This window comes from Ureibacillus endophyticus (assembly GCF_003628435.1).
GTDB lineage: Bacteria > Bacillota > Bacilli > Bacillales_A > Planococcaceae > Ureibacillus > Ureibacillus endophyticus.
In genome coordinates this window covers 1-14704 of record NZ_RBZN01000063.1, presented here as the reverse complement: position 1 = coordinate 14704, position 14704 = coordinate 1, and the positions used below count along the sequence as shown (strand labels likewise).

Below are 14704 nucleotides of genomic sequence, written 5' to 3'. Positions count from 1 at the left end.
GTCATTGGTTATAGTAAAAAAATGGATGTTTACTACCTTAGCTTTGGTGTTTTCGTTTTTTCTCTAAAACGCCAGAAAATATAAACTGAAAATTCAGAACTTATTTATGCGACGGTAGTGAGGATAACATTTATTTAATTATTGAGTTGTATTTTCTGTAGGGTTTTTGACCTCAAACGGCAGAATTTCAAATACATCGCCACAAGTGGCGAAATGATTCAAGGGGCAAGGGAGTAACGAATGTTACCCCCCTTTTTTATTACCACTATAATACTAATTATTTAAATTTAAGGAAATAACTTGTAAAAAGGTGGTGGTTAATTATAGGAGAGTTAAAAGAATGGGGACATGCAACTGCTTATCTCCCTGTTGAGCTATCGAAGTTAAGCAAGTTTAGAGAAGATGCTGCTATTAAAATTTTAAGAAAGTGGGGAGAAGATAGGCAGTCTCCAGTAGAGCTTTACAAAGAGGTAACCGAAATTTTTGAACATGCTTTTAGAGAGTTGGAAGTTAAAAAAGAAATCAAAAGTGAAGTAAAAAGAGAGTCGTTCACGGTTAACACTTCGTTGAAGGAGTATGTTGCAGTACCTGATTTTAAAAGAGATGTGCAAGATGAATTATTTAAAAGAGTATTAGAAGCAATGCCCAAAGAATTACCGCGCATTAATGCACTATTACCAATTGAGTTAGCTAAACTTTCGCATTTTGATAAAGATGCTACACTTGTTATTTTACATGCCTGGGGAGACGGAACTGCTCCATTAAGGGAATTGTGGTCTATGGTTCAAAGTGAGCTGAAAAAGCATGAATAGTGTTTGTTTTTCCAATTTGAAAAGCCAAAAGAACGGGGTTATTTAAGTATTTAGGATTTCGCCACTTTTGGCGAAATGGGTTAATACCTGAACCACGTTAAAGTGTAGGTCGACCTAATTGTAATTATAGGTTTCTGTTTTTTCGGAAACCAATACGAAGTCAAGATGAATCTGTGAGGGGATAATCTGTCCCCTCATTTTAAATGATGGTATTAATTTAATGAAATGACGCGGCGTTCCACCTAGTTATCATTAGTTCTCATTGTGGAATGATTTTAATCCTCTATCGCAAACACAAATCTAAAATACTTGCTGTTGCCGATAAACCCTTTCTAATGGTATCTTCAGCTAAAATTTTATCTGGTGTACTGTAAAAGTCTGCAATATCGTGAATCGGCCATTTTTGAATTTGGTACCTAACTAACCATTCAAAATGCTCTTTATTTCTCTTTTTTATTCCTTCTACATACCCCTTCTCTTCCAGGTAAGCTTTGGTACGTTCTTTATACAATTTTTTGTACGTTTTATAAGCTTCATCTATACGTTCTTCAAATTCGCTCCATGTACTAATTCTTGGATCCCACCCGACACCAAATGAAAAATCTTTTAAATCCATTTCTTTTGATTGAGCTAACATAAGATTTACTCTAAAGTCTGAAAGTAAACTCTCGTAGTCTGATGCTAAAGGTTCTAGGTTAGAATCCTTAAACAGTCCATATATATTAAAGCTATCTGGACTAAACACAAACGGAAATAGCTTATCAAAAGATATCTTTTCCTCTGAATTTTCAGCTTCATATTCTTCATATATTACATTCGTGATTGACCATTCTTCCCTGTAATTTACATCTGTAAAACCTAATTGTTCAAGATATTCCTTTCTTTCCTCCATGTCCTTTTCATGATCTTTTCTGTCTGGTATAGCCCATAATGCAACTTCTAAAAATGTAGTGCTATTTGGTCTTTCTTCAGTATACAAATTATACTTTTTACCCCAATTAAGTAATGCCTTTTTTAACTTTAATAAATGGCTATTATTATTTTCATCACATTTTTCTATTAAGGACCAATTATCAATAAAACTTTTATCTGTTTTTAATTGTTCGTGTAAATCTTCAGTTTGTGAAAATAGCGGTATCATTTCTTCTATGTCTCTAATCATTTGTGGCTCTAAAATTTCCGCAGTTCTAAGAAAGTACTTTAAGGCTTCAGAATAATGGAGATCAACGAATACAGGAATATCTCTTAGTTTTTTTCTGGTAGGATGATAATAATAGTTTTTCATATGATCACCTCTTCGATTTGTTAATTTCATCTTCACATTAACCAAGAAATTTTAATAGGAAATTAAAAACAATATTTCTATTTCTTTTTACGAACTTCATTTGCTGTATTTTTCCCTATAGAATCTATGACCTCGTGAAACACGACCCCATATTCAACTGCAAGAAAAAAAAATACACCCCGTACCCAAAAGTACACACCCTAAGTTTAATTTAGGGCGTAGAAACTCCCCATACTCTGTAAGTTGTGGAGTCCATAAAACCGTCATTTTGTAGACAATTGTAATCGATGACAAAAAACAGCAATTTTACAGCCATTTACATATTGAATTCGTCTATAAACTCGTCTATTATAATAATTACATAAAACACATGAGTTTATAGACGAAGGGGATAAAATTATGAGAGTGATTGGTTATGCAAGGGTAAGTACGGATGACCAAAACCTAGATATGCAGATTGATGCTATTGAACGATATGCAAAAGAAAAAGGCTTAGAGATTGTTATGTACGTAGAGAAGGAAAGTAGCCGTAAAGAGCGACCAGAATTGATAAATGCCATGAAAGCAGCTACTAAAGGCGATATTTTTGTAGTTTATAAATTAGATCGCTTAGCACGAAGTACTAAAGAGTTATACACTCTGACAGATGAACTTAGTGAAAAAGAGGTGTCATTTGTAAGTGTTAACGATTCATTTGATACTACAACACCGGCTGGAAAAGCTATGTTTGGTATGTTAGCCATTTTTGCAGAGTTTGAGCGTGATATTATTCAACAACGAACAGTAGCAGGGCTTGAAGCTGCTCGAAAAAGAGGACGTACTGGGGGTAGACCCTCCATTGATGAAAAAACTAAGCGTCAAGTTGTCGCATTGTTTAATGCTGGTGAAAGTGCAACGGACATAGCTAAAGAGTACGGAATTGGAAGGGCAACTGTTTATAAAATTGTGAATGAAGAAAAAGATAAATAGTACATAATTTTTCGACCAGCTCAAAATTGAGTTGGTCTTTTTATGTTTAATGGATTATTTAGTGTGGGGGTACAAATTAAATTTAAGTTAGATTAAAAACAACATAATTTAACGGTAAAAAATGTTGCTAAAAAACCCAACATATGGTATTGTATGTAATAACAACAGGAAATGCATGCATTTCAAATTGTTATAAGGAGGAGATTCATTTGCAAAGAACGGCCAATAAGGATATTAAGAGAGCTTTAATGAATTTACTTGAATCAAGGGGTTCTATAAGGTCAGAGGAAGCGTATGCCATTTTAAAAGAAAAACTAAATGTCAGTGAAGAGGAACTAGCAGAGACGTATGTCGATGAAAAGGGGCATACTCGTAAAGTATTCGAAATGAGAATCATGAGCATAGTAGAACAGCTACGCAAGACCGGTTTCATGAGAAGATGGGATAGATTATCTGAGACAGAGAAGTTTGGAATCTGGGAAAAGACTTCGTATGCTAATCTTAAACCTGAACAAAAATCTGAAGTAAAAGCAACGATTTATCTTTCTAAAGATCTCAATGAAAGAATTAATACGTTTATCTTTAACACTAAACAATTAAAAGATAAACAACTAAATTTATTAAATCAATTACAAGAGAAATACAATACAATACTACCGACTTCCAAGACAGAATTCCATTCAATTGCAGCTGAATTCTATTTTGATAATTTTTTAAAACCAATCATAAGTGAAATTGAAAATACATCCTTATCAGCAGAAGATGTTCGCAAAATCTTAGGAATGGAATAATTTATAATTGTTTACCACGCCCTAAATTAGAGCGAATGGGAAAGAGGGGGCAACTAATATGCTATTTAACAAACTATTAATTAAAGCAGTTGAGACATATCAAGATATTTATAACGGTGACCTAGGACTCGAAGAAATTGAACAGCTTTCATTAATTGGTGATTTCATTTCACAAAGTACTGGTGTGCTTAGTCTGGAGCAGCTAAATGACATAAAAGTAAAATTAAGTGAATGAATGCTTAAAATTAAATAACATTTCTGCACTCGTGAAAAACGGGTGTTTTTTCATGATTTTAAGGTATTAAGTACGCTTTATTGGGAAGTTGGCGAAAGAAAGCTCGAAAACTTAGTAATATCAACAAAACTGGAATTTAGTAAGCGTGTATACCATGCGTGTATAGTACCCGTCTCAATTAACACGGTAAGTATACACGGGTACTATACATGGGTAGAACCCCCGTTTTCGCTATTCTAAAAAAATAAATCCTTGTACTAAAATTCCTTTATAATACGATATAAAGGAATTTGTTCTTAAAAGTAAGGGACGGAAGGTGAACATTGATGGATGAATTTACACCTAAACAGGCGGCAGATTTTTTAGAAATAAATCCTGAAACTCTCAAAAAGTATGCGTTATTGTTAGAGCAGAATGGTCATAACGTTCACCGTAACGGTAGAAATCACCGTATTTATAACGGTACGGACATCGCATTGATAAAGGCTATGATTATATTAAATCGTGATAAATCTGTTAATTTAGAGCACGCTGCAGGTATCGTTACAAGCAGTGATACTGATATTGAAGCTATAATAGGAGATTCCGTTACAAATAACGATGTTATTGAACCGGTACAATCCGTTATACCGTTACACGTAACGTATGAACTACAAGCTTTGAGATCTTTTTTGGAAAAGCAGCAGGTGGATAATGAAGCTTTAAGAGAAGAGATTAAATGGCATAATCAGTTACTAACAGACTTCCAGGAACGTGTTTCAGATAAGTTAGATGAACAAGCAGAGTTGATTAAGGAGCAAAATAAACAAATCCTGGAATTAAAAAAAGAATTAAATGAAGCGAAAGAACAACCTAAATCAGTCTGGGCAAGGTTATTTGGCAAATAAAGCGTGGTGCCTTTATCCGGGGCATCATGTTTTTTAATGATGTATGGCGGATAATATGCAAAAAGGTGACACTAATAAAAAAAAGACCGTCTAGCTACGGCCTTTCAATTTATCTAATAAAGCTTTTGAAATTTTCAACTTATTACGTTTTAAAACCTTATGTACCGTAATGGATTGAGGCTCTTGTGTGAAAGTAAGATCAGTTAAATCTTCAACTAAGAAGGTTATAGGTACAGCCTTATTCCTTGTCGTTTTCAAGCCTATATGTATACGTTTACCAAAAAAATCCTTATATATTAAAATATCGCAATTCAATTTATTAAATTCAATTGCTGTTGGATCGGCTAATACTTGATGTGCTAAAAAGAAATACTTCATTTTACGTTTTAAATCTTTATAGCTTCGTTTATGTAAATCGCTGATTGTTTGCTTATCAATCGTACCATTTTTAACATTTGAATAACCAAGAAATCCTTTAAATCTTCTAGTACGAGGATTTTTTTCTCCGTATCTGCAATTTGCAGCATAATGCAAACCTATTAAATGGGGGAAGTTTGAATGGTTGCATCTTAACTCAAATTTCTTACTTATTCCGCTATTTACGTATGTAATGTTATAGAAGTAAGTATAGGGAAATAAATATTGATCGTAATATTCCAAGGTTAGTTTTAGTGTAATGTTTTCTAAGTTTGGAACTACGGTTAGACCTGCATAATCATTTACAGAATAAATGTATCGGCTAATAATGTGACACCCCCAATATGAAAATTAGCCCTGATACGATATCAGGGCTAATGGAAAAGTTATTATAATATACAGTGACGTAAGCTACTATATATGTGTCCGTAGCCAGGATAAAGTGTCGCTCTAATTATTTTTATGCCCCTTCAGAGCCAACGGGGATACAGCTTTATACGTCACCAGTGCTGTATAGTGCTTGTAACCGATAGCACCACTGGTTCTATTCATATCCAGTATAAGCGCGTTTTAGAACGATTTCAAGGTAAAAACGCAACTTTTATTGCGTTTTGTTGCGTTTTCACCAAATTCCTTTGATTTTATTGCATTTTTGCAATATTTCTTTAATTTTTTAACATTGATAAAGTTTATTTAGAAAATGAAAATAACCGCATTCACTTCATTGTGAACAACGGTTATTTGTCTTTGCTTTTATCCTTCTTCTTAGTAGGTAATCCATACTTTTCGGTTGTCTTTTTCACACCTGCAGCAATCTTCTTCATTTCTGCTTCACTAAACTTTTTCACGATCACACACCCTTTCACGACTTACAAAAAGTATTTCCATATTTTCTAAATTCAATCAGTCATATTTGGGGATTTTGTCGAATATCATTGAGTACCAAATTAAACGGGACATTTGAACAAAAGAAAGTGTCTTGTGAAAGGATGAAAGCATGGAAAAGCGAGATGTGAAGCCTTTTATCGATGTAGCCATGAAAGACCTTATCTACAAACTCAATTTCATTACTGGTTACAGTATTAAAAAGATTGGTGAAGATTTATGTTTACATGCGATCAATACAGGTGTAGGAAAAGAATTAGCACCTTATTTCAAGCGAGAAATCAAACTGGATAACGTTTTATATTCCCCAGCAGTAAAACCTAAAAAATTCCCACGAACAGAACGACAAACCGAAAGAATATCCCTCAAACTAAGCCCGAATATTTACGAATACGCTTATAGCCTTTCTTTTGCGATTGGATGCAGCATTGCAAAGGTAGTAGCTTATTTCATGGAGAGAAGTATGAATGACTACGATTTTTTGGATTTGTATGTCAGTGAGTTTTTAAGTGAAAAGATGGGGGATGAACAAAAGGATTTCATGCAAAAAATCATTAATGACGTAAATAGCGATTATTTAAAAGACGAAAACGAAGATCACAATATTACAGCTCTTTTATTGTTTATCGTTGATGAATACAAAGCTGCAGAACAAAGTGTAGATAGCACATTACACAACTTTATCTCTTAAAATCCTTTCTCGATTCATTTCCAGATGCCTTTCCAGTTCCATTTCCACCCCAACCAACAATCAAGAAATCAAAAATCCTTTAACATCAATGGTTTTCGTTCATTTTTCCTTTTCTCGATAGGTGCAACTCTTACTACGTAAGAGAACCCGTGGGCGCAATGTTTTTTGTTTCTGAAGTTATTTGAAAAAGGATGTGGCAAATGTTATTTGAAATCATTACGACTTCACTAATGGGAGGTATTACCGCAACCGCTTTTCTTAAAAAGAGAGGGCTCGCAACGAACGATAGTGGTAAAATTCAGCGGATTTTTTCTTTAAGTGGCCTTAATGTGAAGGACGGAAAAGATGCGCTCACAACCCAATTGATTAAAAAGAAGCAGTATGAATGGGGCTGGGAATACAAATATCGCATTCCGTTAGGTCGTAGCTTCAATGATTATTTAAATAAAATGGATATTTTGCAGGATGGAATTAACAACAGGAGAAAGCTAATCAATTTTGCTGATTTAAAGGAATTGCAATGGGATAAGGGGATTATCCAACAACTCCAGGAGCTGTGGAAACGAAAATTAACGGAGAAAAAAGAAATCGAATTAGATTTTGACGGTTTGTTGATTATCCGAGTTTACGATAAGCCTTTGCCGAAACGGATTAATTGGAATCCAGCGTTTACAAAACCCGACACATGGTCCATAACTGTCGGATTCACTAGAAATGGCAATATCATTAGACATGATTTCGATAAGGATAAACATTTGATTATTGCTGGTGCTACTGGATTTGGTAAAAGCGCAATTCTTAAATTGATAACTACACTCTTAATCGCTCAACAGCCTGAAAATGTCGAATTATCGTTAATCGATTTAAAAGGTGGTTCTGCCTTCCACAGATTTAAAGATTGTAAGCAAGTAAAATACTATTCGCGCAATCCAAAAAGCGCTAGGGAAGTATTGCAATCCGTTCAAATGAACATGAATGAATCCTTTGAAAATGTCGTCGATAAAGGTTTCGAAGATGTGAAAGAAGCGAAAATAAAGAAGAGACATTTCGTTATTATCGATGAAGCAGCAGACTTATCGGATGATAAAGAAGCTATGGAAATCATTACAGACATTGCGCGTAGAGGACGTTCTGCAGGTTACTACCTCATATTTTGCACCCAATACCCTACCACTCAAGTTATCCCATCACAAACCAAAAGAAACATTATCGCTCGTTTATGCTATGTCGTTGATACTGATACAGCTTCAAGAGTTGTATTAGATGAAGGTGGAGCAGATAAATTACCGGACATTCCAGGACGAGGAATTTATAAGAATAATGTAAAACGGTTCGTAGTGCAATCTCCTTACATTTCAAATGATGAAATCAAAAGTATTATCCTTCCTCACATCATCAAGAAGGAGGTTAATAATGGTCAAAACGAGACTTTCACAAAGAGAGGAACAGATTCTGTTACTTTTGAAGAGATTTGACTTTCTTACTCGCGATCAACTGAATCAATACTTTCAATTTGGTACGGTTCGTAACGCTAACTACGTGCTTAAAAAGCTATCAGACTATCTCATGACCATCCGTGAAGGTTATCAAACTATTTATTACCTCAATAAAGAAGGTCGTGAGTATGTGGAATGTAACAAGGTGAGAAAAAAGAGTAGCCAGGTGCAGCACATCATTATGAGGAATGATTTTTGGTTCTTTTGCGGATGCCCGGGGGATTGGAAAAACGAGGTGAAGATATCTAACGGTGATGTATCAGTTATAGCCGATGCAGTTTTTACTCGTAACGGTTTCTATCACTTCCTGGAAGTAGACCGAACGCAACCAATGAAAGAAAATAAAGCTAAAATTGAACGTTATAGAAGGTTATCAGAAAGCCTTGTACGCAATTTTAATTATTATCCAACTTTAATATGGCTAACGACTACAAACCACCGCAGAACGCAATTAGAACGGTTGTGTAATGGTTTAAAAGTGAAGGTGTACACGATTGATGACATTAAGTAATTAAGGAGGAAAAAGAGTGTTCTTCAAGCGGAGTAAAATCGAGGTTGTGCCAGTTAGCGAATATACGGATTATAGTGAACGTTTTGCTGAGTTTGAGAAGATGAGAGAAGTGGACAGAAAACAATATGCTACGAGAAAAACGGTAGCCATTGCCTCCACAGTAACAGCTACCGCTAGTGTAGGGCTAGTCACGTACAATCAATTAAGCAGTAACATGTCCGCTACAATTCCAGTGTACGAAACCGTAAGCACATTTAGCAGTGCAAATACCGCACCAGTTGCGTTATCTGATGCGTATACACCGTTACAAGTGACCGCTACAACCGTTATGCCAGAACCAACAGGCATTATAGCAGATGCATCATTAACTGCACTGGCAACTGTTTTAGATCCTATTATTGATATTATGATTGCATTATCGTTCCCGTTAGCGAGTGTTATCATGATTGGAGCTGGATTCTTTTTCATGCTCGGGCAATCGGAAAGAGCGTGGGATATTATTTTTAAATGTGGCTTAGGATATCTATTTATCCAGTTAGCACCGTTATTGTTAGAAATCTTAAAGACGGTAGGCAATACAATCTAAGATTAAGAGTTGGATTTATTCCAGCTCTTTTTTTGTAGTTTAAAATTCCCAATCATTGCATAACTGAAATCAATCAGTATCCAATTATTACGGAATCGTTATTCAATTGGGACGAAAGGGGATCTTTTTTTTAAGAAAAGCCAGATGAAATATTGATTTATTTTAAAATAATTGATATCACAAAAAAAGTTTCTTGAAGCCAGGAAATCTTTATATACATATAACTATTACTCAAAAAAGAGTAGTAGTTATTAAATATCTATTAAAATTTTATTCGACAAATTTAGGGAATAAATTTTAATAGACTAGGATATATATAAATTAGGTTAAAACTTTAGAGTTTTAGCTTATAATTCTATTAGTAGACGGTGCAGCAAGCCTATTCGAACTTAGTTTGAGTAGACCGTTTACATAAGCTTTATTATTTACCTCCAGAAGGGGGTGACACGTTTGGAGGATAACACACGAGTAAATCGCCGTAAAAAAGAAGCGGAAATGAAATCTAAGAAACTACGCACTCGAGGACTCGCCATCTTACGAGGTGCAGCGGATTTATACCGTTTAGTAGATACTGGTTATCGAATTCTTAGAGAGTATTTTTCCTTCTAAAACAAAAAAAGTGAGTTTTCATCGTCCTTTAGCCAAGGGCGGTGTTTTTTGTTTCTCTAAAAAAAACAGAAAAACGACTGGGAGCCACCCAGTCGTTCACACGTTCTTCGGATTACACACGAGTAAGTTAATCCTTTGTACAATTTTATCTTAGCCCCTAAACCCCGATAGGTCAAGGGGAAAAGACAGTTGTACGTTATTAAGTATGCCAATTTAATAGTGTTTTATGATAGATTTTGAAAATATTTTAAAAAAAAATATATATGCTGCCAATAATGTCGATTGTTAAAAATTTAAAAAATCATAATTTAAAAAACATATATTGATATTTAATATATAAATCTATTCTTTATAAGATTAATTATATTATTTATATTTAACGAGTTTGTGAGCCTTAGAGCCCCAAGGGGTTGCGAGTTTAAATGTGTATTTTTTATCCTTTAACTGTGTATTTTTTATCCCTCAACTGTGTAATTTTTATTCTTTTAATTGTGTATTAACTTGCAAAAATACACTTTATTGTGTAAATATTGGTATAGTATACACTTTTAATTTGAAATTGTTGATATTGAAGAAGTTTTAAATGTGTAATTATTATTTTTAATACACTTTTATAGGGATAGATTTTACACAATAAAAGAGGGTGTTTATTTTACATGGTACGGAAAAATGAAAAAACACAACTAATTAATTATGAATCTAGCATTGTTAAAAGCAATGAAATATCATTAGCAAAACTAAATCATGGGTTAACACTTAATCAAATGCAGTTATTAGCTTACGCTATTTATTGCACACAGCAAAATGGAAACACCATATTCCGAAAAGTTGAGTTTGAAAATAAATTTAACATTGAAAAGTATCAAACTATCCATGCAAGAGACGATTCCGAAAAGTTAATTGGTTTAAAAGTAAGTACAGAAGATCTGGCAAACGAAAAATTTAAATTTTGGAACGTCTTCATGAGCATGGAATATGAAGAGGGGACCTTTAGATTTGAGTGGAACCCTAAAATGATTCCACACATTTTAGATTTAAAAGAGAAGTACATCACAACTGATTTAACGATAACATCAAAATTTAAAAGTAGTTTTAGTTGGATCTTGTACGATTACTTAAAAGCACACTATGGTTATTGGCACAAACCAATTAGTAAGGGCGCACTAATACGCTTATTTGGTGTAGAAAATAAAAAGACGTATCAAAACACCGCGCAATTTAAAAGGGGTGTTTTAGACGTTGCAATTAAGGAGATTAACAAGTACACAGAGCTGCAGGTATCTTACAAAGAAATAAAAACAGGTAGAGCCATTACGGGATTTGATTTACATTGGTCCAATGGTTCAACTCAAGCGAGTGCTACAAAAAAACAAATACTTGAGTTAAAAGCTATTGTGGATGTAGTTTTTGAAGATGTTTTTAGATACGTAAATTTAAAAAGTGATGAGGCAAGGGAGAGGGCCATTAATCTTGTAAAAGAATTAGAGGAATATAGCCTGTATACAAGTGGACCGATTTGCATTACCAAGGATAGAGCCGACTTCTTATTAATGAAATCCAATGAAATTTTAAGAGAGTTGGAGATTTTAAAGGGTCAGGACAATAACAAAGTACCACTATATAACTGGTTAGAAGAGCGAGAATAGATTATCAAAAAAATAACATTTTTAAAGATGGTATTCCTGCATTCCTGTTGTGATTTAGCCGTTCATCTAAATGTATTTTAGTCTTTATTTGACAATCTTGTAATTAATTGGTGTAAACAAAACACGGTAAACAAAGTCTAAAAAGTAAACAAACTTTAATTCACTAGTGTGTGAAAGTGGGTAAACAGAGTAAACGTAGTAAACAAAAATAAACGTGCCTTGTTTACCGTAAAAAGCCCTATATATCAAGCTTTTTCTATTAAAGTAAACAAAGTAAACAATAATAATATATAGAATGATAAATGTATGTATAGATATATAGTATATGCCATTATATTACCTAATCTCCCTAATCTATATATACTATAGCAAACACTGTTTATGTTGTTGTTTTTGTTTACCGTGAAAATCGCAGATCCGTGAGAGAAGTGTCAATTTAAATTAACGAGAGATGAAGGTATAATCAACTTAAAATTTAGGATTTTAAAGAAAACTAGATAAAAAAATAGATATGTAAAAATTGTGCGTTTAAATAGCTTGTGAGACGTTTTAAACCAAACCTGATAAAAAGTATTTACTTTGAATTAAAAACGCTCATAAAGGCTCTCAGAACGTAAAAATGGTATGTGTGTGAGGTTTTGTTCATTCAGTTAATAGAAAAAGTAGATTAGCAGAAAAAGACGACAGGTTAAACATTGAATAACTGATGATTACAAACTAGTGAATTAAATTTAGATAATCTAGTAAAAAATTGATTAAGGTTATTGCGGAAATTTAAAGGTACTAGCAGAAGAAAAATATCTTTTAAGATAATGGTGAAAAGTGATTTCTTATTACCCATGGTATAATATGGTAGTATTAATCAACTAAAATTTCATTTGGAATATTTAACTTAAAAGGATGCAGCTATAACGGAACAAGTTGCAACACTGGATGCAACACAAACAGGAATGTTGCAACGTTTTCCAGAACGCAACGTGGTTAAGTTCCGGAGGTTACATCAAACATTTGATAAGCAAAGGTAACAAACCTTGTAAATTATACTATAAATGGAGTAAGAAATGCTGCAACTTTCGCTTTGATTGCTCTAATATTTTTCCAAAACGAACACGGTTAAATGCTCCCTTGCAAACTCTTGCTAAAATGATTGGTGGTGGAATCATGCAGCTCCAACGAGATGAAAAAGGACGTTTTGTCAGAGGGAATACTATATCAGTAGGCAATAAAGGGAATACGTATCCGAAATGGGGCAATAAAAATGCTAAAAAACATGGTTTTTTCTCATGCCTTTTTGAACCAGTACTTTCTAGGGATAAGGAAATTTTAACGATTGCGATTAGTATGAACTCTTTTGTAAGTTTTAGTCCAGGAGAGTGGGAACGTTTGAAGAACGGTGAAATTTCTATATACGGTCCAAAAGCGGAGTTCCTAGAATCAATAGGAATGCCATTACTGGATGAACCCCCGAGAACGTAGAAAGTGAAGTGAACTTATGCAAGATAGATCGTTTCGTTTAAAACCCGAGAATGTCTTGGATAGCTATTTACTAGCTGATTATGGGGCCGCTTATAAAAAGCGAGAAAAGAAAAGTATGAGGAAGCAGAAAAGAGTCCTTGAGAAAAGACATGTTAGTAATTTGAAACGACAATATATAAACGGATTTGCTAGATGAACCAGAAAAAATTAAGACCTCTTAATTTTTTTTTAACCTTTAAACCGAACATACATTCTTGTTTATGGTTGATAGGAGGTTGTATGTGATGTATGAATGGGAAATAGAACTCTTACACGAATACAAGATTTATAGACGACAATTAAAAAAGCAAAAAGACCAACTTCCAGCTGATGATCCACAACACAAGATTTATAACAGCATGATTAGTGACATGACTTATACGATTGGGTGGCTGAAAAAAGGACATGAACCGCGCATTTTTAATAAGGCAATATATAGTAAGAGAAAAATGGAACAGGGCTTGGAAGTGAAAAATAGAAAAGAAGTTATTTTTACAGATGACTTAGCGACAAAAGCAAAACATTATGACGTAATTGCAGGGGTGAATGATGTCCAGGAAAGGCAATTGACCATTGCAGAAAAGAAATTAATCCAATCAGTATTATCCTCACTTCCAGAAAAGCAAATGCAATGTTTTGTGTTAAACACAGCTTATAACCGGTCTTTAAAGGAGATTGCAATTGAATTAGGCATTACGAAAGGTGCTGTGCAAGAACACATCGAATCTGCACGAAAAAAGGTTGCACAATTTCAACTAGAAAGGGTGGCGCAGTAATGAAACAAGACTTCTATGAAGCTGTCACTTTATTTCGTGAAGGCAAACGAGGGAAGATTGAAGAGAATAAATCATTTAAGCACTTGTTTCCAACCTTAGAAATCTTCCTTGAGGAAACAGCACCTCCACCTGAATATGAGAACCTGTATGACGAATTGACAAGTCGACAGCGTGAAATCTTCATCAAGTATTACTTACACAAAACCTCAATTTCAAAAATCTCCGAAGAACTTAACATCAAGAAAAGCACAGCCCAAGAACACCTGGAAAACGCTAGAACAAAAGTCAAAAACTATTTTGAAAAGGAGCCCGAATTGGTATGAACATTAAACAGAAAAATGCTGAGTATACTTTGGCACAATTTGTAATCAAACATAAGGGCATGGATGCAGCTAAGTTAAACCCTCTTGAACGAAGAGTCGTTTCAAGTTTTTTAACCGATTTAGAAAAAGCATTGGACGTAATTGAACAAGAGGTAGTGTCAAAACTTCTATGAAAAATTGAAAAACACAAGGTATTGGGCGATAAGTACTCTCCGAACGAGGGGACAATCGCTCTTGACAAACATTCCGAAAAGGTTGCGCCCATATTTT

General features: G+C 34.1%; 17 protein-coding genes. 15 read left to right on the top strand and 2 right to left on the bottom strand.

Going from position 1 to position 14704, the window contains the following annotated elements:
• The first annotated feature begins 503 nt into the window (after window positions 1-503).
• Complete coding sequence (locus tag D8M03_RS16125; protein ID WP_121215823.1) at window positions 504-812, top strand: hypothetical protein; 309 nt, start codon at window positions 504-506, stop codon at window positions 810-812.
• 283 nt (window positions 813-1095) lie between these two features.
• On the opposite strand, the gene D8M03_RS16120 is transcribed toward D8M03_RS16125, so the two are convergent.
• On the bottom strand, window positions 1096-2097 hold the full coding sequence (locus D8M03_RS16120; RefSeq protein WP_121215822.1) for a hypothetical protein: 1002 nt from the start codon (window positions 2095-2097) through the stop codon (window positions 1096-1098).
• 396 nt (window positions 2098-2493) lie between these two features.
• Here D8M03_RS16120 and D8M03_RS16115 point away from each other — a divergent pair, with 396 nt between their 5' ends.
• The 4 genes from D8M03_RS16115 to D8M03_RS16105 all read left to right on the top strand — a co-directional run bounded on the left by D8M03_RS16115 (window position 2494) and on the right by D8M03_RS16105 (window position 4979).
• Window positions 2494-3066: a recombinase family protein gene (locus D8M03_RS16115; RefSeq protein WP_121215821.1), complete on the top strand. Its 573-nt coding sequence runs from the start codon at window positions 2494-2496 to the stop codon at window positions 3064-3066.
• Window positions 3067-3275: 209 nt separating this feature from the next.
• Complete coding sequence (locus D8M03_RS16110) at window positions 3276-3857, top strand: hypothetical protein (protein WP_121215820.1); 582 nt, start codon at window positions 3276-3278, stop codon at window positions 3855-3857.
• Between the two features lie 58 nt (window positions 3858-3915).
• A complete protein-coding gene (locus D8M03_RS17815; protein WP_170148478.1) occupies window positions 3916-4092 on the top strand; it encodes a hypothetical protein in 177 nt (58 codons plus the stop codon).
• Between the two features lie 326 nt (window positions 4093-4418).
• Window positions 4419-4979, top strand: a complete 561-nt coding sequence (locus D8M03_RS16105; RefSeq protein WP_121215819.1) for a MerR family transcriptional regulator — start codon at window positions 4419-4421, stop codon at window positions 4977-4979.
• 90 nt (window positions 4980-5069) lie between these two features.
• Here the strand turns inward: D8M03_RS16105 and D8M03_RS16100 are convergent, their stop codons facing one another.
• A complete protein-coding gene (locus D8M03_RS16100) occupies window positions 5070-5639 on the bottom strand; it encodes a PBECR4 domain-containing protein (RefSeq protein ID WP_170148477.1) in 570 nt (189 codons plus the stop codon).
• Between the two features lie 754 nt (window positions 5640-6393).
• Between D8M03_RS16100 and D8M03_RS16095 the strand changes: the two genes are divergently transcribed.
• From D8M03_RS16095 to D8M03_RS17805, 10 genes are all read left to right on the top strand, one after another.
• Window positions 6394-6972: a hypothetical protein gene (locus tag D8M03_RS16095; RefSeq protein ID WP_121215817.1), complete on the top strand. Its 579-nt coding sequence runs from the start codon at window positions 6394-6396 to the stop codon at window positions 6970-6972.
• Between the two features lie 200 nt (window positions 6973-7172).
• Window positions 7173-8447 (top strand): FtsK/SpoIIIE domain-containing protein, encoded by a 1275-nt coding sequence (locus D8M03_RS16090; protein ID WP_121215816.1) that lies wholly within the window; start codon window positions 7173-7175, stop codon window positions 8445-8447.
• Window positions 8386-8979: a replication-relaxation family protein gene (locus tag D8M03_RS16085; RefSeq protein ID WP_121215815.1), complete on the top strand. Its 594-nt coding sequence runs from the start codon at window positions 8386-8388 to the stop codon at window positions 8977-8979. Before D8M03_RS16090 ends, D8M03_RS16085 begins: the two co-directional genes overlap by 62 nt.
• A 16-nt stretch (window positions 8980-8995) precedes the next feature.
• Window positions 8996-9565 carry a hypothetical protein gene (locus D8M03_RS16080; RefSeq protein WP_121215814.1) on the top strand — a complete coding sequence of 190 codons (570 nt, stop codon included), beginning with the start codon at window positions 8996-8998 and terminating at the stop codon, window positions 9563-9565.
• Between the two features lie 450 nt (window positions 9566-10015).
• Entirely contained in the window at window positions 10016-10174 is a 159-nt protein-coding gene (locus tag D8M03_RS17810; protein WP_170148476.1) for a hypothetical protein, read from the top strand.
• A 656-nt stretch (window positions 10175-10830) separates the two neighbouring features.
• A complete protein-coding gene (locus tag D8M03_RS16075; protein ID WP_121215813.1) occupies window positions 10831-11820 on the top strand; it encodes a replication initiation protein in 990 nt (329 codons plus the stop codon).
• A gap of 1161 nt (window positions 11821-12981) precedes the next feature.
• Window positions 12982-13296, top strand: coding sequence for a hypothetical protein (locus tag D8M03_RS16070; protein ID WP_121215812.1), 315 nt, complete (start codon window positions 12982-12984; stop codon window positions 13294-13296).
• A 284-nt stretch (window positions 13297-13580) separates the two neighbouring features.
• Window positions 13581-14111 carry a sigma factor-like helix-turn-helix DNA-binding protein gene (locus tag D8M03_RS16060; RefSeq protein ID WP_245987653.1) on the top strand — a complete coding sequence of 177 codons (531 nt, stop codon included), beginning with the start codon at window positions 13581-13583 and terminating at the stop codon, window positions 14109-14111.
• Entirely contained in the window at window positions 14111-14434 is a 324-nt protein-coding gene (locus tag D8M03_RS16055) for a sigma factor-like helix-turn-helix DNA-binding protein (RefSeq protein ID WP_121215809.1), read from the top strand. The genes D8M03_RS16060 and D8M03_RS16055 overlap by 1 nt, the downstream gene beginning before the upstream one ends.
• On the top strand, window positions 14431-14607 hold the full coding sequence (locus D8M03_RS17805; RefSeq protein ID WP_170148474.1) for a hypothetical protein: 177 nt from the start codon (window positions 14431-14433) through the stop codon (window positions 14605-14607). Before D8M03_RS16055 ends, D8M03_RS17805 begins: the two co-directional genes overlap by 4 nt.
• Window positions 14608-14704: the final 97 nt, after the last annotated feature.

Excerpts from the sequence above, each read along its gene's own strand:
- D8M03_RS17805 (WP_170148474.1), top strand. The coding sequence starts at position 14,431 with ATGAACATTAAACAGAAAAATGCTGAGTATACTTTGGCACAATTTGTA.
- D8M03_RS16075 (WP_121215813.1), top strand. The coding sequence starts at position 10,831 with ATGGTACGGAAAAATGAAAAAACACAACTAATTAATTATGAATCTAGC.
- D8M03_RS16090 (WP_121215816.1), top strand. The coding sequence starts at position 7,173 with ATGTTATTTGAAATCATTACGACTTCACTAATGGGAGGTATTACCGCA.
- D8M03_RS16055 (WP_121215809.1), top strand. The coding sequence starts at position 14,111 with ATGAAACAAGACTTCTATGAAGCTGTCACTTTATTTCGTGAAGGCAAA.
- D8M03_RS16120 (WP_121215822.1), bottom strand. The coding sequence starts at position 2,097 with ATGAAAAACTATTATTATCATCCTACCAGAAAAAAACTAAGAGATATT.
- D8M03_RS16095 (WP_121215817.1), top strand. The coding sequence starts at position 6,394 with ATGGAAAAGCGAGATGTGAAGCCTTTTATCGATGTAGCCATGAAAGAC.
- D8M03_RS16105 (WP_121215819.1), top strand. The coding sequence starts at position 4,419 with ATGGATGAATTTACACCTAAACAGGCGGCAGATTTTTTAGAAATAAAT.
- D8M03_RS16085 (WP_121215815.1), top strand. The coding sequence starts at position 8,386 with ATGGTCAAAACGAGACTTTCACAAAGAGAGGAACAGATTCTGTTACTT.
- D8M03_RS17815 (WP_170148478.1), top strand. The coding sequence starts at position 3,916 with ATGCTATTTAACAAACTATTAATTAAAGCAGTTGAGACATATCAAGAT.
- D8M03_RS16070 (WP_121215812.1), top strand. The coding sequence starts at position 12,982 with ATGCAGCTCCAACGAGATGAAAAAGGACGTTTTGTCAGAGGGAATACT.
- D8M03_RS16060 (WP_245987653.1), top strand. The coding sequence starts at position 13,581 with ATGTATGAATGGGAAATAGAACTCTTACACGAATACAAGATTTATAGA.